At 58.4% G+C, this 21179-nt stretch carries 19 protein-coding genes and 1 tRNA gene; 9 read left to right on the top strand and 11 right to left on the bottom strand.

Going from position 1 to position 21179, the window contains the following annotated elements:
* Positions 1-8 precede the first annotated feature (8 nt).
* Positions 9-1535: a UxaA family hydrolase gene (locus KDX37_RS22865; RefSeq protein WP_231655292.1), complete on the top strand. Its 1527-nt coding sequence runs from the start codon at positions 9-11 to the stop codon at positions 1533-1535.
* A 63-nt stretch (positions 1536-1598) separates the two neighbouring features.
* A complete protein-coding gene (locus KDX37_RS22860) occupies positions 1599-2327 on the top strand; it encodes a FadR/GntR family transcriptional regulator (RefSeq protein ID WP_231655291.1) in 729 nt (242 codons plus the stop codon).
* A gap of 40 nt (positions 2328-2367) precedes the next feature.
* Here the strand turns inward: KDX37_RS22860 and uxuA are convergent, their stop codons facing one another.
* The 6 genes from uxuA to KDX37_RS22830 all read right to left on the bottom strand — a co-directional run bounded on the left by uxuA (position 2368) and on the right by KDX37_RS22830 (position 9724).
* Positions 2368-3543, bottom strand: coding sequence for a mannonate dehydratase (gene uxuA, locus KDX37_RS22855; RefSeq protein WP_231655290.1), 1176 nt, complete (start codon positions 3541-3543; stop codon positions 2368-2370).
* 18 nt (positions 3544-3561) lie between these two features.
* Positions 3562-5019, bottom strand: coding sequence for a mannitol dehydrogenase family protein (locus KDX37_RS22850; protein ID WP_231655289.1), 1458 nt, complete (start codon positions 5017-5019; stop codon positions 3562-3564).
* Between the two features lie 27 nt (positions 5020-5046).
* On the bottom strand, positions 5047-6339 hold the full coding sequence (locus KDX37_RS22845) for an MFS transporter (RefSeq protein WP_231655288.1): 1293 nt from the start codon (positions 6337-6339) through the stop codon (positions 5047-5049).
* A gap of 67 nt (positions 6340-6406) precedes the next feature.
* Positions 6407-7438, bottom strand: coding sequence for a Zn-dependent oxidoreductase (locus KDX37_RS22840; protein WP_231655287.1), 1032 nt, complete (start codon positions 7436-7438; stop codon positions 6407-6409).
* A gap of 68 nt (positions 7439-7506) precedes the next feature.
* Complete coding sequence (manD, locus tag KDX37_RS22835) at positions 7507-8718, bottom strand: D-mannonate dehydratase ManD (RefSeq protein WP_231655286.1); 1212 nt, start codon at positions 8716-8718, stop codon at positions 7507-7509.
* Between the two features lie 4 nt (positions 8719-8722).
* On the bottom strand, positions 8723-9724 hold the full coding sequence (locus KDX37_RS22830) for a sugar kinase (protein ID WP_231655285.1): 1002 nt from the start codon (positions 9722-9724) through the stop codon (positions 8723-8725).
* A gap of 150 nt (positions 9725-9874) precedes the next feature.
* Between KDX37_RS22830 and kdgR the strand changes: the two genes are divergently transcribed.
* Positions 9875-10666: a DNA-binding transcriptional regulator KdgR gene (gene kdgR / locus KDX37_RS22825; RefSeq protein ID WP_231655284.1), complete on the top strand. Its 792-nt coding sequence runs from the start codon at positions 9875-9877 to the stop codon at positions 10664-10666.
* 156 nt (positions 10667-10822) lie between these two features.
* Here kdgR and KDX37_RS22820 read toward each other — a convergent pair.
* From KDX37_RS22820 to KDX37_RS22800, 5 genes are all read right to left on the bottom strand, one after another.
* Positions 10823-10898, bottom strand: a tRNA-Gly gene (locus KDX37_RS22820).
* A gap of 66 nt (positions 10899-10964) precedes the next feature.
* The gene (pgsA, locus tag KDX37_RS22815) at positions 10965-11525 is read right to left on the bottom strand and encodes a CDP-diacylglycerol--glycerol-3-phosphate 3-phosphatidyltransferase (RefSeq protein WP_231655283.1); all 561 of its coding nucleotides are present in this window, start codon (positions 11523-11525) and stop codon (positions 10965-10967) included.
* Between the two features lie 32 nt (positions 11526-11557).
* Positions 11558-13381, bottom strand: a complete 1824-nt coding sequence (gene uvrC, locus KDX37_RS22810; RefSeq protein ID WP_231655282.1) for an excinuclease ABC subunit UvrC — start codon at positions 13379-13381, stop codon at positions 11558-11560.
* Between the two features lie 2 nt (positions 13382-13383).
* Positions 13384-14028 carry a response regulator transcription factor GacA gene (gacA, locus tag KDX37_RS22805; protein WP_231655281.1) on the bottom strand — a complete coding sequence of 215 codons (645 nt, stop codon included), beginning with the start codon at positions 14026-14028 and terminating at the stop codon, positions 13384-13386.
* 220 nt (positions 14029-14248) lie between these two features.
* Entirely contained in the window at positions 14249-14608 is a 360-nt protein-coding gene (locus KDX37_RS22800) for a helix-turn-helix domain-containing protein (protein WP_231655280.1), read from the bottom strand.
* Between the two features lie 82 nt (positions 14609-14690).
* Here KDX37_RS22800 and KDX37_RS22795 point away from each other — a divergent pair, with 82 nt between their 5' ends.
* The 6 genes from KDX37_RS22795 (at position 14691) to KDX37_RS22770 (ending at position 21178) form a co-directional block, all read left to right on the top strand.
* On the top strand, positions 14691-14921 hold the full coding sequence (locus tag KDX37_RS22795; RefSeq protein ID WP_231655279.1) for a DNA-binding protein: 231 nt from the start codon (positions 14691-14693) through the stop codon (positions 14919-14921).
* Between the two features lie 708 nt (positions 14922-15629).
* The gene (locus tag KDX37_RS22790) at positions 15630-16712 is read left to right on the top strand and encodes a 3-deoxy-7-phosphoheptulonate synthase (protein WP_231655278.1); all 1083 of its coding nucleotides are present in this window, start codon (positions 15630-15632) and stop codon (positions 16710-16712) included.
* A gap of 84 nt (positions 16713-16796) precedes the next feature.
* A complete protein-coding gene (locus KDX37_RS22785) occupies positions 16797-17078 on the top strand; it encodes a peptidylprolyl isomerase (protein WP_002553340.1) in 282 nt (93 codons plus the stop codon).
* 144 nt (positions 17079-17222) lie between these two features.
* Positions 17223-19091, top strand: coding sequence for an extracellular solute-binding protein (locus KDX37_RS22780; protein WP_231655277.1), 1869 nt, complete (start codon positions 17223-17225; stop codon positions 19089-19091).
* Positions 19092-20156, top strand: a complete 1065-nt coding sequence (locus KDX37_RS22775; protein ID WP_231655276.1) for a microcin C ABC transporter permease YejB — start codon at positions 19092-19094, stop codon at positions 20154-20156.
* Positions 20156-21178: an ABC transporter permease gene (locus KDX37_RS22770; RefSeq protein WP_231655275.1), complete on the top strand. Its 1023-nt coding sequence runs from the start codon at positions 20156-20158 to the stop codon at positions 21176-21178. Before KDX37_RS22775 ends, KDX37_RS22770 begins: the two co-directional genes overlap by 1 nt.
* Position 21179: the final 1 nt, after the last annotated feature.

Below are 21179 nucleotides of genomic sequence, written 5' to 3'. Positions count from 1 at the left end.
GAAGCGTCATGAGCGATGCGCAAACTTTGCTGGTCTTGACACCCGGTGACGATGTCGCCGTGGCCCGAGACGATATTGCCGCAGGACAGCGCCTCAGCGCCGACGGCATTACGCTGGTTGCCAAGCAGCAGATTCCGTCCGGGCACAAGATCGCCCTGCGCGCGGTAACGGCGGGTCAACAGGTTCTCAAGTACGGTCAGACCATAGGTGTGGCGACACAGAGCATCGAACCGGGCGATTACGTCCACGTACACAACCTGGACATGCCCCCGACCAGCTCCAAGCACACGGTTCACAACGTTTACACGCCCACTGTGCTCAGCCCGGAACCCGTAACCTTCGAAGGGTTTGTCCGCGAGGACGGACGGGGCGGAACACGCAATTACATCGGGGTCATTTCCAGCGTCAACTGCTCCGCAACCGTCTGCAAACACATCGCCAACGCCTTCTCTTCCGAGCGTCTGAGAGACTTTCCCCATGTCGACGGAGTGGTCGCCATCACCCATGGCAGCGGCTGTGGCATGGGAGCCCAGGGTGAAGGCATCGAGATCCTCAAACGGACCTTGCGCGGCTACGCGAATCACGCCAACTTCGCCGGTGTGCTGTTGATCGGCCTGGGCTGCGAGGTCAACCAACTGACGCCTCTGATGAATGAACTCGGCGACCGCCCCGCCGTGCTCAAGGCCAGCCTGGTCATTCAGGAAGCCGGCGGTACTCGCGAAGCGGTACAGCGAGGCATCGCACATATCGAAGACATGCTGCCCGTCATCAACAGTTTCCGGCGCAGAACCGTTTCAGCCAGCCATCTGAGCGTGGGGTTGCAATGCGGCGGCTCGGACGGTTACTCCGGCATCACCGCGAACCCGGCACTCGGGGCTGCGGTAGACCTGCTGGTGAAGCATGGCGGCAGCGCAATTCTTTCAGAAACGCCAGAAATCTACGGTGCTGAACACCTGTTGACGGCACGCGCCGCGTCAGCTGAAGTTTCGGCGAAGTTGATGGCGCGTATCCGCTGGTGGGAAACTTATGTGCGTCACAACGACGGAGACATGAACAACAATCCCTCGCCGGGCAACAAGGCCGGCGGCATCACCACCATTCTGGAAAAGTCCCTTGGCGCTGTCGCCAAAGCCGGGACCACCGGGCTGATGGGTGTCTATCGCTACGCTGAAACTGTCGACACCCAGGGACTGGTGTTCATGGACACGCCTGGCTACGACCCCGTGTCGGCCACGGGACAGGTTGCCGGAGGTGCAAATCTCATCTGCTTTACCACAGGTCGTGGCTCGACCTACGGGTGCAAGCCCACGCCATCCTTGAAGATCGCCACCAACACCCGTCTGTTCCAGCGCATGGAGCTGGATATGGACTTCAACGCCGGAGGTATCGTCGACGGCGTAGAGTCAGTGGCTGAATCAGGTGAACGACTGTTCCGACTGATGCTGGACGCCGCTTCCGGACGACGCACATGCAGTGAAGAAAACGGCTTGGGTGACAACGAGTTCGTGCCGTGGCAGATAGGCGCGGTGATGTGAAACGCATAGCCGCTCGATACGGCTGTGGTAGCCTTCGCGGACTATCCGATGGACCCGTTACCCATGGCCTCACCGACACACACCACCGAGCGCAAGCCGTACCAGAAAATCGCCGATCAACTTCGCGATTACATTTCGAAGGGTGACTTCAAGCCCGGCTCCAGGCTTCCCCCGGAGCGCGATTTGACGCAATTGCTCGGTGTTTCCAGGCCCTCGCTTCGCGAGGCACTTATTGCCCTGGAGATAGAAGGCGGTGTTGAAATCAGGATGGGCTCGGGCGTGTACGTGCGGGCCATGGCCAGCGACGGGAAGAACCACACGGTAACTCTGGGCGAAAGCCCCTCGGAACTGATGCAAGCCCGCGCCTTGATCGAAGGTGAGTCGGTATCCCTGGCCTGTCTGCATGGTAAAAAAAGCGACTATCGCTATCTTCAAGAGTGCATTGATGCGATGCGCGCCGCCCTCGCAAAAGGCTTGCCGCCGCTGGAGGATGACCGCAGGTTTCACCATCGCCTGGCTAAAATGAGTGGCAACTGCGCCCTGGTCCGGATCATCACCGGGCTCTTTGATGAACGACACGACCCGATTTCGGCTCACCTCAGCAAACACTCGGAGAACGCTTCGACCTGGGAGGCCGCAGTCATCGAGCATGAAGCGATACTTCACGCCGTGGCCAACAAGGACCTTATCGGCGCACAAACCGCGATGCGCCAGCATTTGAGCCGTTCGGAAAAACGTTGGCTGAAAGCGCTGGAGCCAGAAGAAATCCCGGCCCTTGGGCAGCGCAAGTAGCAAACGGGTTATCCGCCGCTACTTGCCCAGTCTTCAAACATCAGCCCAACTGTTGACGCACCGCCAATTCGACACCGCGGATTTCTGCCAGGCCCTTGAGGCGACCGAACAACGAATAGCCGGGATTGCTTTTACGGTGCTGGTCGTCAAGCAGCTGGTGCCCATGGTCCGGGCGCAGCGGCAGGCGCGGTCCCCCTTCTCGCTCACGTCTGCGCTCCTCTGCCACCAACGCCCCGATGACCCCGACCATGTCGACGTCGCCGTCCAGATGGTGGGCTTCGTGGAAGCTGCGCGGGTCGGCTTCACGCCGGGTTGAACGCAGGTGCGTGAAGTAGATGAACGGCGCAAAGTGCTTGGCCATCGCTACCAGATCGTTGTCTTCACGTACGCCGTAGGACCCGGTGCAGAACGTCAGGCCATTGGCCGGGCTTGGGGCTGCGTCCAGCAACCATTGAGCGTCTTCAGCGGTGGACAGGATACGCGGCAAACCGAGCAGCGCCCGGGGTGGATCGTCCGGGTGAATAGCCATGCGCACGCCCACTTCCTCTGCAACCGGCACCACCGCGCGCAGAAAATACCCCAAGTGTTCACGCAGCCGGGCTTCGTCGATGTCTGCGTAGGTGCGCAACAAGGCCCGGAAGTCGTCCAGGCTGTAGTGCTCCTCTGCGCCGGGTAAACCGGCAATCAAGGTATTGACCAGGGTTTCGCTCTGGGCGGGCGTGAGCTGCTCGAAGTAGGCTTTGGCGTGCTGAATGTCCTCGGCGCTGTACTCGGCCTCTGCCTGCGGGCGCTTGAGAATGAACAGGTCGAACGCGGCAAACGCGGTTTGATCAAAACGCAGCGCCCAACCGCCATCCGCCAATTCCCAGGCCAGGTCAGTGCGGGTCCAGTCCAGTACAGGCATGAAGTTGTAGCACACGATATCGATGCCGCAGCTCGCCAGATTACGCACGCTTTGCTGGTAGTTGGCAATGTACTCGTCACGCCGTCCGCAGCCGCGCTTGATGTCCTCGTGCACCGGGATGCTTTCCACCACCGACCAGCTCAAGCCCGAGGCCTCGATCAGTTGCTTGCGCGCCGCGATGGCCTCTACCGGCCAGACATCGCCATTGGGAATCTCGTGAAGCGCAGTGACGATACCGGTCGCACCGGTCTGGCGTACGTCTGCCAGGGAGATCGGGTCTTTGGGGCCAAACCAGCGCCATGTCTGTTCCATTTGTTTTCTCCTGTCGTGTCAGTGGTGTACCGCAAAAGTGCGCAAAAGACTGCCTATGCCATCGCGGACCAACGCGCCATAGGCGCCTTGCACGGCATTGCGAAAACCCGCATGACCGGACAATGCCTTCGGGAAAACCTCGTTCAGATCAAGAAAGGCATCCACCAGGGATGCACCTTCGAACCGTCCCGCGAGATCGGCGAAGGTTGCGCTCAGGGGGTCGTCAATCGAGTGCGTCGGATCGCCGGGCAACGGCTGCGTGCAATAGTGAATCCAGGCGGCAACACCCAGCGCCGTACAGGCAATGCCGCGTCCCTCGTCGAGCAACTGCTGCGCACCGAGCAACCAGCGCTGTGGCAGTTTCTGCGACCCGTCCATGGCGATCTGGCGCAAACGGTGTTGCAGGCTGTCATTGGCAAAGCGCGCCTCGAGGTCGTGGGCGTACAGCGCAAGGTCGATACCTGCCGGCATATCCAGGGTCGGCGCGGCCTCCTGGGTCATGTAGCGCTCGATGAAGTCAGCCAGACTCGTATCGTTGATGGCATCGAAAACCGAGTGGTGGCCGATCAACAGCCCCACGTAAGCCAACAACGAATGACTGCCGTTGAGCATGCGCAGCTTCATCGTTTCGAACGGACGCACGTCCGCCACCATCTGCACGCCCTCCGCCTCCCAGTCCGGGCGTCCGAGCGGAAAGTGATCTTCGATCACCCACTGGCTGAAACTTTCACAGACCACAGCCGCAGGGTCGCGGCAGTCCAGTTGCTGCTCCAGCCGATTGAACGACTCGTCAGTCATGGCGGGCACGATCCGATCCACCATGCAGCCCGGAAACGCCACTCGCTCGTTGACCCACTGCGTCAACCCTTCGTCCTGCAGTGTCGCCAGTGCGCTCACGGCCTGGCAAGTGCGCTGGCCGTTGTCCGGCATGTTGTCGCAGCACAGCACCGTGAAGGGCGCAATGCCTGCGGCATGGCGACGGCGCAAGGCTTCGAGGACGATCCCGGGTGCCGTGCGAGGCGTTTGCGGATGAGCAATATCATGGGCAATCGCCGGGTCCTCCCTGCGCAGCTGTCCGGTGGCCGGGCTCAGGCAGTAACCTTTTTCGGTGACGGTCAGGGTGACAATGCGCGTCTGCGGCGCGGCCATGCGCTGCAACAGCAATTCGAGCTCATGGCCGCCGTCGCCGACGAACAAGACCTGTCGCACTACAGTGATCTCGCGCAGCGTTACCTGCTCGCTGTCGCGATACTCGGCCACATGGTAGTGGCCATCCTGCGCGCGCAACTGATCCACCAATGTGCGATTCGAGCGCAGGTTGGCACTGCACAACCCCCAGTCACTCTGCCCATGGCGGTTGAGGTGGCGTTGCAGGTAAACCGCCTGGTGGGCACGATGAAATGCTCCCAGACCCAGATGCACGATACCGACTTCAGGGGCAGGACCGGTGGAAGGCTCACGTTTCAAAACAGGCATCGATACGCTCCTTGTGTTAATGGCGGGTCAGCGCTGGTTCAAGGCTGAACCGGGCTGCGGGCTTGATTCGCGCAGGTTACCGGTGTCTGCCGCCGACAGAGGTTTGACATAGCGTGCAACGCACACGGCGCCGATTACAGTCAGCAACCCTGCCAGCAGAAACGCGCTGGTGAACGAACCGCTGAATTGCACCAGGAAACCGGTCAGGGTCGGACCGATGATCCCCGAAGTGTTAGCCAGAAAATGCATGAAACCACTGACACCCCCCACCCGTGCAGCCGGTACGGTGTCCTGGATAATCGCCCAGTAGATGGCACCGGTGAGGTACAGGAAGAACACGGCAAAGGCGACGAGGATGACCGCCGGATACAGCGTCTTGACCACCCCGGCGAAGGCGATACACGCGGCGCAGAGCAACAGGCACGTCACCAGCACCACCTTGCGAGAAAACATCATCCGCCCGGTTTTCTTGAACACGAAGTCGGAAATGAAGCCGCCCAGGGCCAGCCCGAGGAAACCCAGAAGCCAGGGAATAACCGTGGCGATGCTCATGTCTTTGACATTCAGGCCATGGGCCATCGTCAGGTAGCTGGGAAACCAGGTCAGAAAGAAAAACAGTGTGTAGTTGTAGGAGAAGAACGCCAGGGCGGTAAACAACACCGTCGGTTGCTTGAGGTAGTAACGCAACGGGTGAACGGGCAGCGCCGCCATTTCACTCTTGCCTTCGGCCCGCTGAATGTCCTGGGCAACCTTGCCTTCAGGTTTGTCCTTGACGAACTTGAACCACACCAATGCCCAGACCAGGCCCATCACCATGATGATGATGAATGAAATCTTCCAGCCGTAACTGATTGCGATAAAGCCCACCACCGGCCCGGAAATCGCGCCGCCCAATGGTGTACCGGACATCGATGTACCCAGCGCTCGCGCGCGTTGCTTGGGGGTGTACCAGTTGTTGACCATTTTGCTGGTGGTGACGCTCAACGGCCCTTCACCCATGCCAAACAGAATGCGGATGAACACCAGTGAGGCGAAACCTACTGTCAGCACCGTAAGGCCGCTGAACAACGACCACAGCACCATCGCCAGCAGCAAGGTGGTTTTCGCACCGTAACGGTCCGCAGCCCAGCCGCCGACAAAGTTGAACACTGCATAGCCGACAAAAAAACTACTGAAGATCATGCCCATCTCACCCGTCGTCAGACCGAAGTCTTTCTGGATGAATGGAGCCGCAACGGACAATGCCGAGCGATCCAGGTAGTTGATCACGCCTGCCAGGAACAGCATGATGATGATTAGCGTACGACCTTGACCAAACATTGGAACCTCCCGCTTCTTGTGTTTATTCGGTGAGGGTGCCCGCAGGGGCACGAGTATCTACAGACGGCTATTGATGGGCGCTGCTCAGCTCCACCAGAACCTTGCGTGTCTGCTCGGGGTGGTTTTCGATCAGATCGATTGCCCCCGGCATTTCGTCGAAGCTGACGCGGTGACTGATCAGGTCCCGCACGTGCAATTTGCCGCTGGCGATCAGTTCGATCACCCGTGGAAACTTGCGATTGTTCAGGCGTGATCCCACCAGCGTCAGTTCTTTCTTGATCATCTCCAGCTGCACCAGGTCACTCGGCACTGTGTTGAAACCCAGCAGACCGATACGCCCCGCGGGCGAGGCCAGGCGCACCATTTGTGGCATCAGCGCTGGAATGCAGGCCGCATCGACGATCAACGGCACGCCTTCGCCGTGGGTCAATTCGCGCATCGTTGCCTCGACATCGACATCCTTGCCGTTTAGCGTACGGCTGGCGCCCAGCGCCTTGGCAGTCTCCAGGCGCGTATCGATGACATCGGTCACGGTGATATCGGTCATCCCCAGTGCCTTGGCCATTTGCACCAGCGTCAGGCCAATTACGCCTGCGCCGTAGATCAAAAGACTGTCGCCCGGCTCGGGCTGCATGCGATCAAGCACGTTGAGGGCGATGGTGTAAGGTTCTACCAACGCCGCATGGCTCAGGGACATCGAGTCCGGCAGGCGGTGGGCGTTGCCGGCGGGCACACACACGTGCTCGCTGAAACCGCCATCGCGGTGCACGCCAATCACCTGCAACTGCGTGCAGACATTCGGCCGGTTGATCCTGCAGGGGTAACAGGTGCCGCAGCTGATGACCGGATCAATACACACGCGGTCGCCGGTCTTTAGGTGTGTGACGCCCTCGCCCACTTCCCGGACCACGCCAGAAAACTCATGGCCGGTTACCCGCGGAAACTGCACAAACGCGTTTTGGCCGTGGATGATGTGCATGTCCGAGCCACAAATACCGGCGTAGGCGACGTCAACCTTGACTTCACCGGGCGCCACTTGTGGCATATCGACCTGCGCCAGGCCGTATTCAAAGGGTGCTCTTACTTGAAAAGCTTTCATCGGATAGCTCCTGACAGGGCAAGCGGGCACCCTGTGTTCTTAGCGTTGTTGACCAGTCGATGCAGCGCTTACCAATGCCAAAGCGTGCCGTCTTCCAAGCGGTTGACCGGCAGGCTGGCGCGTTTGTAGGGGTACTTCGCAGCGAGGTTTTCGTCGATATCGACGCCATGCCCTGGTGTCTCGCCGGGCGTGAAGTGGCCATCTTCAAAGCGATAGGCGTGAGGGAAGACTTCGTCGATACATTCGTTGTGGGGCATGTGTTCCTGAATGCCGAAGTTGGGCACCCAGGTATCGAAATGCAGCGCCGCACCCATGCAGACAGGTGACAGGTCGGTGGCACCATGAAAGCCGGTGCGCACCTGATACAGCGCTGCAAAGTCGGCAATGCGTCGCACATGAGTGATGCCACCCGCGTGCACCAGGGTGGCGCGAATGTAATCGATCAACTGTTCCTGGATCAGCTCGCGGCAATCATGAATGGAGTTGAAGACCTCACCCACCGCCAGTGGCGTCGTGGTGTGTTGGCGAATCAGGCGGAACGCTTCCTGATTTTCCGCAGGGGTGCAGTCTTCGAGCCAGAACAGATTGAACGGCTCGACAGCCTTGCCAAGGCGCCCTGCTTCTATGGGCGTAAGGCGATGATGCACGTCGTGAAGGATGTGCAAGTCATCACCGAAACGCTCGCGAACGGCGGCAAACAGCTTGGGCACGTGGTTCAGATATTTGGCGGTGTCCCACACATGTTCAGCCGGCAGGTCGCTGTCGGCCGGCTCATAGCGCTCACCGATGCGCTTGGCCACGCCATAGGTGGTCGCGATACCGGGAATCCCGCATTGCACGCGCACCGCCTTGTAACCCAGTTCGACATGACGGGCGACTTCATCCAGGCATCCTTCAATGTCCTTGCCTGTGGCATGCCCATAGACCATGACGCGCTCGCGGCTTTTGCCACCGAGCAACTGGTACAACGGCATGTTTGCGGCCTTGGCCTTGATGTCCCACAGGGCGATGTCCACGGCTGCAATCGCAGTCATGGTCACCGGGCCACGGCGCCAGTAAGCCCCGCGATACAGGTACTGCCAGATGTCTTCGATGCGCTGGGCATCGCGGCCGATCAGCGCGGGCAGCACGTGTTCTTCAAGGTAGGCGACCACCGCCATTTCCCGACCGTTCAAGGTCGCATCGCCGATGCCGTAGACGCCGGAATCAGTGACGATTTTCAACGTGATCAGGTTGCGACCCGGGCAGGTAACAATCACGCGGGCTTCAATGATTTTCATAAGGTCAGGCCTCTGCTGCAGAAGAGAGTGAAGACATGTTCAGGCTGGGCATGGCACTGCCAGGGATCAGCGCCCCGCGATGCTGGACCACCTGGGCCGCCAGTCGATGACCCCAGCGCGCCGCCAGTTGCGGGTCACCGCCTTGCAGGCGGCACGAAAGGTAGGCCGCACTGAAGGAGTCGCCCGCAGCGGTGGTGTCGACGACGTGCGACACTTGCTCGGCGGGCACTTCGAAACGGCCTGAGGGGCACTGAATCAAGCACGAGGTCACGCCACGTTTAACGGCGACTTCACTCACGCCAAAATCTGCGTAGGCGCGCAACAGCACTTCGACATTGGCATAACCGAACAAGGCAGCGTCATCCTCCCAGGTAATCAGCGCCAGGTCTGTCAGACGCAACATGACTCCGTAAGCCTGGCGCGCTGCCCGGGCGTCAGGCCACAGATGAGGACGGTAGTTGTTGTCGAAGACGATGCGCGTTCCGGACTCACGGGCTGCACGCAAGGCGTGCATCAGGCGTTCACGACCAGTGGCCGTGAGAATCGCCAGGCTGATGCCACTCAGATAGATGTAGTCGTACTCTGCAAGAGTCTGCAGAACGGTATCTGCTTCAGAGCCATCAAACATGCGTCGAGCAGCCGCTTCGCCACGCCAGTACAGAAAACGTCGTTCGCCCTGGGTATCGGTCTGGATGACGTACAAGCCCGGCAGCGCATCCTCGATCACACGCACATGTTGGTCGCCAACACCTTCATCCCGCCACAACTGACGCATGGCGTCACTGAAGCTGTCGGCACCGATGGCGGTGACGTAGTCCGCGAAGACCTGCTCGTGGGAGGTCAATCGGGAAAGATACACCGCGGCGTTGAGGGTGTCGCCGCCGAAGGTCTGGGTGATGCCTGACACAGGATCACCACGCATCTCGATCATGCACTCGCCCAAAAGCGCCACTTTGAGTGGGCGGGATGGGGCGGTCTGCTTGCACTGTTCTGGAATTGCGTTCATCTCTGGCGCCTTTATTATTTTAAAACGGCGTTTCATTTCCAAGGAATGAGGTCGAGTTTAATCAGATTTTCTGCATCGTCAAGAAAAATGAAACAGCGTTTTGATTCGCCAGCGTATATCCTTGAGTTTTACGTTACCGTTGGAGCCTTCATGGACAGCAGCACCCTTCAGAACAATGAGCTGGTCTCTGCCGTAGGCCGGACCATGGCCGTCCTCGAAGCCTTGGCCGAACATCCTGAGGAAAGTGGCGTGTCAGAAATCGCGCAAAAACTGGACATGTCAAAAAGCACGGTTTACCGGTTTTTACAGTCGCTAAAAGCTCGCGGTTATGTGGTGCAGGATGCCGAGGACCGCTATCGGCTAAGCGTCCGGCTGTTTGAACTAGGCGCACAGGCCCTGCCCCACCTGGACATCGTCCGCGAGGCGGAACCGGGGATGCGACGCATCAACGAGCTCACCGCCGAAACTGTGCACCTGGGCATTCTCGACGAAGGCAGCATCGTCTATGTCCACAAGATCGACTCCAAGTACAACTTGCGCATGTACTCGCGCATCGGTAGACGTGCACCGCTGTATTGCACCGGTATCGGCAAAGTACTGATGGCATGGCTGGAGCAGCCAGAACTGATTGCCCACTTGCAGGAAGAAAGTTTCGAACGGCGCACTGCCAACACCTTGACGAGCATCGAAGCGTATCTGCAAGAACTGGAAGTGGTTCGCGCCCAAGGCTATGCCGAAGACCACGAAGAGTTTGAAGACAACATGCGCTGCCTGGCCGCACCGATTCGCGACCGTTTTGGCCATGTGATCGGCGGCTTGAGCGTGTCATTTCCGTGCTTTCGCTTCCGCGAAGAATTGAAGCTGGACTACGTCAGACGCCTGATGGAGGCCACTCAGCAAATTTCCAGGCAATTGGGCTGGCACGGGCAGGAAGCAACGTGACATTCGCCGATGGGCGCACTTCGCTTGCGGTGCACCCATCGTGCGTTCTGGAAGCACCGTCAAATGCGCTTTGCTGGAGGGAGAAACGAAAAAAGGACCCGAAGGTCCTTTTTTCCATCGTCTCAGAACCCCTTATGGGTCCTGAAACGCTATGTTTGGAGCGGGAAACGAGACTCGAACTCGCGACCCCGACCTTGGCAAGGTCGTGCTCTACCAACTGAGCTATTCCCGCATCGTCTTGGTGACGGGCGCTATTCTAGCGTTTGAAACTGCGCCGTCAACCCCTTGATTCAAAAACTTATTTTTTTTCTGCAGTGGTTTTCAGATGAGGCCATGCGGCCCTCAGATATTGGACCATCGACCACAAGGTAAGCCCTGCTGCAACCAGCAGCAATGCATAACCCAGAATTACCCAGATCGTGATGGCGGGCGGATTGCCCAGCAGGATGACCAGCGCAAGCATCTGAGCAGCCGTTTTCCACTTGCCCATGCTCGAAACCGCGACCTGAGCACGCGCACCGATTTCAGCCATCCACTCACGCAGTGCCGAAATAACGATCTCGCGCCCGATGATCACAGCGGCAGGCAACGTCAGCCACAGGTTGGCATGCGCCTGTACCAGCAGCACCAGCGCCACGGCGACCATGAGCTTGTCGGCCACAGGGTCGAGAAACGCACCGAATGGCGTGCTTTGTTCAAGGCGACGCGCCAGATAACCATCCAGCCAGTCCGTCGCAGCGGCGAATGCGAAGACGACACTGGCTGCCATATAGCTCCAGTGGTAAGGCATGTAAAACAGCAATATGAAGATCGGAATCAGTAAAACGCGAAGTACGGTAATCAGATTAGGGATATTCATCGGCACAACTGGCTACGAGGTGAGCGAGCATTCTACTCGCTGTGCAGGTTTGCATAAATCGACTCTGCGAGCTTTTTACTGATTCCCGGCGCTTTTGCGATTTCATCCACGCTGGCACGGGACAGTTCCTGCAATCCACCGAAGTGTTTCAGCAGGTCACGGCGGCGGGTTGGCCCGACACCGGCGACGCCTTCGAGCGTAGAGGTGCGGCGTGTCTTGCCACGTCGCGCACGGTGGCCGGTGATTGCGAAGCGGTGAGCCTCGTCGCGAATCTGCTGGATAAGGTGCAGCGCAGGCGAATCGCCTGGCAATGTGAACTCATGAGCTGCGTCATTCAGATACAGGGTTTCGAAACCGGCCTTGCGGGTTGTACCTTTGGCCACGCCCAGCAGGATAAGGTCCGGCACCGCCAGCTCGTTGAGCACGTCACGCGCCATGGACATCTGGCCTTTGCCGCCGTCAACCAGCAGAACGTCAGGCAGTTTGCCCTCCCCGTCCTTTATACGGCTGTAGCGTCGGGTCAGTGCCTGGTGCATGGCCGCGTAGTCATCGCCGGCCGTCACGCCCTCGATATTGAACCGCCTGTAGTCGGACTTGATTGGTCCTTCAGGGCCGAACACTACACAGGAGGCAACGGTCGCTTCGCCGCTGGAATGGCTGATGTCGTAACACTCAAGACGCATCGGTGGCTCGTCGAGATTCAACACCTTGGCCAGCGCTTCAAAGCGCGATGCGACGTGCTGGCGGTTGGCAAGACGTGCCGCCAGCGCCTGCTCGGCGTTGGTGACGGCCAGTTGCTGCCAGCGTGCCCGCGTGCCACGCACCCGGTGGCTGATGGTCATTTCACGTCCGCGAGATTCCTCGATGGCCTCGATCAGCGCAGGAAAGTCTTCGTTGACGACGTTGACGATGACTTCGCTGGGCAATTCGCGATCCACGCCGCCGAGGAAATATTGCGCCAGGAACGCCGACATGACCTCACCGACCTCCTCTTCGATCCCCACCTGCGGGAAGAAATTCTTGCTGCCGAGTACGCGCCCACCACGAACCGAGATCAAGTGCACACATGCACCGCCCGGGTTGACGAACGCAGCGACTACATCGACATCCCCCGTACCGCCTTCCATGCTCTGCTGATCCTGGACACGACGCAGCAGCGCGACCTGGTCACGCAGTTCAGCCGCACGTTCAAAATCCAGCGCCATCGCGGCCTTTTCCATGGCCGCGTTCAGCTCGTCACTCAGGGCATTGCTGCGACCTTCCAGAAACATCACCGAGTGGCGAACGTCTTCTGCGTAGACCTCGGGCGCTACAAGGTCCACACACGGCCCCTTGCAACGCTTGATCTGATACTGCAGACAAGGCCGGTTGCGATTCTTGAAATAGCTGTCTTCGCACTGGCGAACCTGGAAGGTCTTCTGCAGCAGGCTCAGGCTCTCACGAATGGCGCCAGCACTTGGGTAAGGTCCGAAATACCGACCTTTGCCCTTCTTCGATCCGCGATGGATGCTCAGGCGCGGAAACGGCCCGTCCGACAGGTAGACATACGGATAAGACTTATCGTCGCGCAGCAGAATGTTGTAAGGCGGCCGCCACTCTTTGATGAGTGTCTGCTCCAGCAACAGCGCTTCGGTTTCATTGGCAGTGATGGTGGTTTCGATCTGCGCGATACGCGCAACCAGCGCGCCAGTCTTGGGCGCGTGACCGGTCTTGCGAAAATAGCTGGCAAGGCGCTTTTTGAGGTTTTTGGCTTTGCCGACGTACAGGAGTTTCGCTTCGGCGTCGAACATCCGATAGACGCCGGGACGACCGCTGCAGGTCGAAAGAAATGCACTTGGATCAAATATCTGGGTCATGTTCAGGCGCTGGCATCCACCATGCCGTGACGAACAGCCAGTAAAGCCAACTCGACATCACTGCTGATAGAGAGCTTTTCAAAGATTCGATAACGGTAGGTATTCACGGTTTTGGGCGACAGGCATAGCTTGTCGGAAATGGTCTGGACCTTCTGGCAACCGACAATCATCAACGCAATCTGTATCTCACGCTCGGAGAGCAGGTCGAAAGGCGAGTTGTTGACCTGTGGCTGAAACGATTTCAATGCCAACTGCTGGGCGATCTGCGGGCTGATATAACGCTGGCCGGCAAACACCAGGCGAATGGCCTGAACCATTTCACCAAGCCCGGCGCCTTTGGTCATGTACCCGGCAGCGCCAGCTTGCAGAAGACGAGTCGGAAAAGGGTCTTCTTCGCAGACAGTGACGGCCACAACCTTGATATCCGGATGGCTGCGCAGCATCTTGCGAGTGGCCTCAAGCCCACCAATACCTGGCATTTTGACATCCATCAATACCACGTCGGGCTTCAGTTCCCGGGCCTTTTTCAGGGCTTCTTCGCCCGAATCAGCCTGACCTACAACCTGCAGGCCATCTATGTCGGCCAGCATGCGAGTGATGCCTGTCCGAACTAGATCATGGTCATCGACAACTAGCACCCTAATCAAGCAGACACCTCGCGCAACGGACATAACGAATGACAATCACCATAACAAAAACAGCGACACAGACCTAGGGTCTGTTTCGGTTTAAGCAGGCACAGGTTAAAACTACCCAGCTTAAGCTCTGGCAAGCCCTGCTCCGGGTGAACGACCGGGTACAGTATGCAAATAGCTGTCACCCGTTATTGAATGTAAAAGCGGCATCGCTTCCAGACCAACGGCCTGATCAGCTTTCAGAGGATTTGTCGGTCGTCGAATAGGAAGCGGACAACTCGGCCATAGTAGTCGTTAATCGCCTGATAGCATCCTGATCTTCCTTGTCCAGCACTCGGTAGCTGCCCAGGACCTTTTCTTCGGCAACACTGAGGTTATCGACCGGCACCGGAGTAGCCTTTCCGGTCAGCACATAGAGCACATCCACGCCCTTGGCTGCGACAGCGGCGAGATAATCAGCCTTGGGCGCGCGATCACCGCTTTCATACTTGCCTTGCGCGTTCGCTTCCACACCACCGATTTCACCGAAGGCACGCTGAGACAGCCCCAGACGTTCTCTTTCTTTTCTTAGTCGGTACCCAATTCCACTCATTTGAATGTATAACCCTGTTGACCCCATCCTTACGAATGGTAGAATCTGGATAAAATTTTACTTATTTGAACGGATTTGAACTATGCCCGGAATACGTACTGCTGCACAAGCCAAGGCCTGGCTCGAACAACAGGGCAAATCTGTTCAACAATTCGCTCGAGAGAACAATGTAGATCCGGCAACGACCTATCAGGTTCTGTCGGGACGCAAGAAAGGACGACGTGGCGAAGCGCACAAAGTGGCGGTTTTATTGGGGATGAAGATCGGCAGCATTCCCTCTGATCCTGTACAGACTCATCTGGAAGACAAATGACTGCGATCTCGGCAAGTAGTCTTCCCTCTTGCTCGCGAGTAAAGACGGACTAAAATCGCGGATTTTTCCGACAATATCAGTCTGCCGCTTTGAAGGACCTAGGGTTGATATCGCTCTGACTAAAGACCAGAACCGAGGCTTTGTTGGCTCGTTATTCAATCTGGCTGATTGAATTTTCCAATTGAACAACTGCTCTCGCCTGAAGTAAGCTCCTGTCCATTCCACGGAGATTCATCATGCTGCCATCTGCCTCCTCACCGTCTACTGTTTGCGCTGGCGTCGCTCGCCTGGCGTGCAGTGCGGCTGCGCGAGTTGCACCAGCGGCTGACAACTCTGTTACTTCTTATTATGGGTATTGGTTTAGCCACTGGCGCGCCTGATACCCATCTGGCGCCCACTTCAAGGGGACGCCAACCAGAGAATTCTCTACCCCCGGTCGGCTCCCCGACCGGGGGTTTTGTTTTTTTGGCCCCCGACAAAAAACGACATTGAATCCACTTGAGGAAACCGACATGAACACCATCACTTATTACCGCAACGACATCGGTTCGGCCTGGCGATTTAGCACGCTCCGTTCGGGACAGTCTGTCACCTCCGATCGGTCGCTATCAGGTGGCAATCTCAAACGTTTGGCCCAAACGGCCCTTTGTCGAACACCCCAGTAGGGCTCTGAGCGGGAAATAACCCGCCAGCCCAGGAAGCCAGCACATGAACTCGTCCGTTGCGGTAAAACCATCCGATCTGTCCAGTCACAACGTCACCGTGCTGGACAGCACACCGACCTCAAAGCGCCTGCCCAACCCGCTTGAGCTGAAACTCCAGTTGCCACTCAGCGTCGCACTGGCAGAACAGGTCAGCGCCCATCGCCGGGCAATCAAGGCCATTCTTGACGGCCAGGACTCTCGCCTTTTGGTGGTGGTCGGTCCCTGCTCTCTGCATGATCCCCGCTCAGCCCTCGAATATGCCGAACGCCTGGCTGCCCTTGCGGCAGAGGTCAGCGATCAAATGCTGTTGGTGATGCGCGCCTACGTTGAAAAGCCCCGGACCACCGTTGGCTGGAAAGGCCTCGCCTATGATCCGCACCTTGATGGCAGCGATGACATGACGGCAGGCCTGGCACTGTCGAGGCAGTTGATGCGTGACATGCTGACCCTGGGTCTCCCTGTCGCCACCGAGTTGTTGCAACCGATGGCGGCGGGATATTTCGATGATGTACTGAGCTGGGTGGCGATCGGTGCCCGCACCACCGAATCGCAGATTCATCGGGAAATGGCCAGCGGCCTGCCGATACCGGTCGGGTTCAAGAACGGTACCGACGGCGGTATTGCGGTGGCCAGCGACGCCATGCGATCTGCGGCGCACCCGCATCGGCATTTCGGAATGGATCGCAACGGGCATCCGGCGATTATCGAAAGCCGGGGCAACCCGGACACTCACATTGTGCTGCGTGGCGGCCATCACGGTCCCAATTATGACGCTCAGAGTGTCGCGCGCGTGCAAGCCAGCCTCGACAAGCATGCTATCGCGTCGCGCATCATGGTCGACTGCAGCCATGCCAACAGCGGCAAAGACCCATTGCGTCAGCCCGCCGTCTTCAACGATGTGCTGGAGCAACGACTGCAAGGCAATACTTCATTGATTGGCATGATGCTGGAGAGCCATCTTTTCGAGGGCTGCCAGCCGTTGACCTCTAAGCTGCAATACGGCGTGTCGGTGACAGACGGCTGTCTTGGCTGGTCCTCCACTGAACAGTTGTTGCGCCGTGCAGTTGATCGGCTGCGGTACAGGTAGACGTGAAGCAAAAGGAACTTTGTCAGGAAATACGGCACTGATTCCGGTACGCTGTTTCTTTTTTTTCACAGGAGATTGTTTCCCATGGCTAAAGCCACTGCCCGCCACATCCTTGTTTCGAGCGAAGAAAAGTGCAACGAACTCAAGGCACAGATCGAAGGCGGCGCCGATTTCGCTGAAATCGCCAAGGCCAATTCCAGCTGCCCGTCCAGCCGTCAAGGCGGTGATCTGGGTTCGTTCGGTCCTGGTCAGATGGTCAAGGAATTCGATACCGTCGTGTTCAGCGCGCCAGTGAACACTGTTCAGGGTCCGGTCAAGACTCAGTTCGGTTACCACCTGCTGGAAGTGACCAGCCGTCAGGACTGATCCCGACGCGTGGTACAGCAAAACGGCTCATCTTCGGATGGGCCGTTTTCGTTTGTGCCTCTATCTTGACGCCGATACGTTCAGTTGCTTGGCGAAACGGATATTTGCCTGTAGAAGAAGCAGATGTCAGTCAGGATTCGAGTCATGCGTTTTGTCCTTTCATCGCTGGTCGCTATTACCTTGGCCGTTGCCTGCGCCCTGTCTTCAGTCTCTGCCGCCCCCCAGCATGCCCTGACCGTCTACGGCGAAGCGCCACGCTATCCCGCAGACTTCAAACACTTCGATTACGTGAACCCCGATGCCCCCAAAGGCGGCAGCATGCGCCGGTCTGCGATTGAAATCGGACAGTTCGATCATTTGATGCCGTTTACCGACAAAGGCATGGGTGTGTCGCAGATCAACGGGATGCTGTATTCGCCGCTGGCGGTGCGCTCAATGGACGAGCCCTACACCGTGTACGGGCTGGTTGCAGAAAAAATGGAACGCGGCGCGGATGGCCTGTCGCTGCGCTTCTACCTGAACCCGAAAGCGCGCTTCGCTGACGGCACACCCATTACTGCCGAAGATGTGAAGTACACCTACGAGCTGTTGATGACCCAGGGCAGCATGCAATATCGGACTCAATTCGAAGCGGTCAGAGGCCTGGAAGTCGAATCCCCCACTCAAATCCGTTTCGATTTCAAAAACACCGACAGCCGCACGCTGCCTCTGGACCTGGCCTCATTGCCGGTCTTCCCGGAGCACTGGTGGAAAACCCGCGATTTCGCCAGCGGCGCCGGCTTTGAGGTACCGCCGGGCAGCGGTCCTTATCGGATCAGCCATGTCGACCCAGGCCGTACCATCACGTTCACACGCGATCCCGACTGGTGGGGCAAGAACCTCGCCGTCAACCGCGGCCTGTACAACTTCGACACCTTCAGCATCGAGTACTTCGGGGACATAGATGTTGCCCGTCAGGTACTCAAGGGCGGGGCCTACGATTACAACCGCGAGTTCTCGGCAACCGGTTATTCAATCCGCTACGACAGCCCTGCCCTCAACGAAGGCCTTTTGCAAAAGGCCCATCTGGCCAAAGGTGCCGTGCAGAGTTCGCAGGGTTTCGTGTTCAATCTGAGCAAGCCGATGTTTCAGGATCGCCGAGTGCGTCAGGCCCTGTCACTGCTATGGGACTTCGAGTGGACCAACCGGCAGATGATGCGCAACATGTATATCCGCCAGGAAAGCTACTTTTCCAACTCCGAACTGGCGGCCAGTCAGTTGCCCACGCCCGCCGAACTGGAAATCCTCGAACCCTTGCGTGGCAGCGTTCCCGATCAGGTATTTGACACCGTGTTCAAGGTGCCAAAAACCGACGGCACAGGTTTCATACGTGATAAACAGCTGCAAGCGCTGGCGTTGATGCAGCAGGCTGGCTGGACGCCAAAAGGCGATCAACTGGTGAACGCGCAGGGCGAGCCTTTCAGCTTTACCTTTCTGAACGGCCAGTCCGGCTTCGAGCGCATGCTGCTGCCCTACAAGCGCACGCTGGCGCAGATCGGTATTCATTTTGATATTCGTCGGATCGACGCCGCGCAGTACCTCAACCGCGTCATGGCGCGCGATTACGACATGATTGTCACCGGTTATCCGGTTTCAACATCGCCCGGTGCCGAGTTGTACAACAGCTTCGGCTCCAAAGTGGCGATGGATCCCGGCTCCAGCAATTATATGGCGCTCCAGGATCCGGCCGTGGACACCCTGATTGCAGGCGTACTCAAAGCCGACAATAAACAGACGATGACCGACTACGCCCGTTGTCTCGACAGGGTGCTGCAATGGAACCACTACTGGATCCCCAACTATTACCCTCCGGGCTCTTCTACCGTGTGGTGGAATCGGTTCGGCATTCCGAAGATTCAGGCCAGCAACAACGAGGCCATCGAGACCTGGTGGGAAATCAGCCCTGTGCCGTTGACCAACGAGCAGTTCGCGGCAAAGCGTGGCGCATCCGCCCTTGTTTCGGAGATGAAGTGAATGCTCGGCTATATCCTGCGGCGTCTGCTGCTGATCATCCCGACTCTGCTGTGCATTTTGCTGGTCAATTTTTTTATCGTTCAGGCCGCACCCGGCGGACCGGTCGAACAGGCGATAGCCCGCCTGCAAGGCGTCGGTGGCACGACGGTGGGCGCTGGTGCAACAGAGTCGTCAAGCGCTGGGCACTCACGGGCATCAAGGGGGCTCGATCCCAAGCTGATCAAGGACATCGAGCGCCAATACGGTTTCGACAAGCCGCTGCATGAACGGCTCTGGCTGATGCTCAAGAACTATGCCCGGCTGGATTTCGGCAACAGCTTCTTTCGCGGCGCATCAGTCACCGACCTGATACTGCAAAAGATGCCGGTCTCGATATCACTGGGGCTCTGGGCAACCCTGCTGACTTACCTGGTATCGATCCCGCTCGGGATCCGCAAGGCGGTCAAGCATGGCAGCCAGTTTGATATCTGGAGCAGCACCGCAATCATCATTGGCTACGCCACGCCTGCGTTTCTGTTCGCGATGCTGCTGGTGGTGGTGTTTTGTGGCGGCACTTCGCTGAACTGGTTTCCCGTGCGGGGACTGGTTTCAGACAACTTCGGGCAACTGTCGACCATTGGCAAGATCGCCGATTACTTCTGGCACCTGGTGCTACCCGTATCGGCGCTGGTCATCGGCGGCTTCGCCACCCTCACCTTGCTGACCAAGCATTCGTTCCTCAATGAAATCACCCGCCAGTACGTGACGACGGCCCGCGCCAAGGGCATGAGCGAACGACGCGTGCTTTACGGGCATGTGTTTCGCAACGCCATGCTACTGGTGGTGTCGGGCATTCCACAGGCGTTTATCAGCGTGTTCTTTGCAGGATCGCTACTGATTGAAGTGATTTTCTCCCTCGATGGGCTGGGCCGCATGAGCTACGAAGCTGCGGTGTCGCGCGATTACCCGGTGGTGTTCGGCTCGCTGTTCATCTTCACCCTCTTCGGCTTGCTGATAAAACTCATAGGCGACGTCTGCTACACCCTGGTCGACCCTCGAATCGACTTCAGCGCGAGGAATGCCTGATGCGCAGCCTTTCTCCTCTCGCCCTTCGCCGCCTGGAACGGTTTCGCAGCAATCGCCGAGGCTGGTGGTCACTTTGGCTGTTCTGCGCATTATTCGCCCTGACGCTGGGCGGCGAGCTGATTGCCAACGACAAACCGCTGGTGGTCAGTTACCAGCACTCGCTGTACTTCCCGGTCTTCAAGCGCTACACCGAGAAGCAGTTTGGCGGCGAGCTACCCTTTCAGCCCGACTACCGCAGTGACTACGTGCATAAACTGATCGACAAGGGTGACGGCTGGATGCTGTTCCCGCCGATTGCCTTCAGTGACGACACCCCCAACTACGAGCTGACGATTCCCGCGCCAAGTCCGCCCTCCGCCACCAATTGGCTGGGCACTGATGACCAGGCCCGTGATGTCCTGGCACGGGTGATTTTCGGCGCGCGGGTGTCGATCCTGTTTGCGCTGGTTCTGACCGTGATCAGTGCTCTGATCGGCGTCACTGCCGGTGCATTGCAGGGTTATTACGGCGGCTGGGTAGACCTGCTCGGTCAGCGCCTGCTGGAGGTCTGGTCGGGCCTGCCAGTGCTGTACCTGCTGATCATCCTCTCCGGTTTCGTCGAGCCTGATTTCTGGTGGCTGCTGGGTATCATGGCGCTGTTTTCGTGGCTGGCACTGGTGGACGTAGTGCGCGCCGAGTTTCTGCGCGGCCGCAACCTGGAATATGTGAAAGCAGCACGCGCGCTGGGGCTTGGGGACCGCAAGATCATCGTGCGGCACATCCTGCCCAATGCCATGAACGCCACCCTGAGCTACCTGCCGTTCATTCTGACGGGCGCTATCTCGACCCTGACCGCGCTGGATTTCCTGGGCTTCGGCATGCCTGCAGGCAGCGCCTCGCTGGGTGAACTGATCGCTCAGGGCAAGCAGAACCTGCAAGCCCCCTGGCTGGGCCTGACCGCGTTTTTCGCCCTGGCCCTGATTCTTACCCTGCTGGTGTTCATAGGCGAGGCGTTGCGCGACGCTTTCGACCCGAGGTCCTGAC

The sequence above is a fragment of the Pseudomonas californiensis genome, assembly GCF_021147775.1.
In the GTDB taxonomy this organism is placed as follows: domain Bacteria; phylum Pseudomonadota; class Gammaproteobacteria; order Pseudomonadales; family Pseudomonadaceae; genus Aquipseudomonas; species Aquipseudomonas californiensis.
This window is presented reverse-complemented; position numbering and strand designations above follow the sequence as displayed.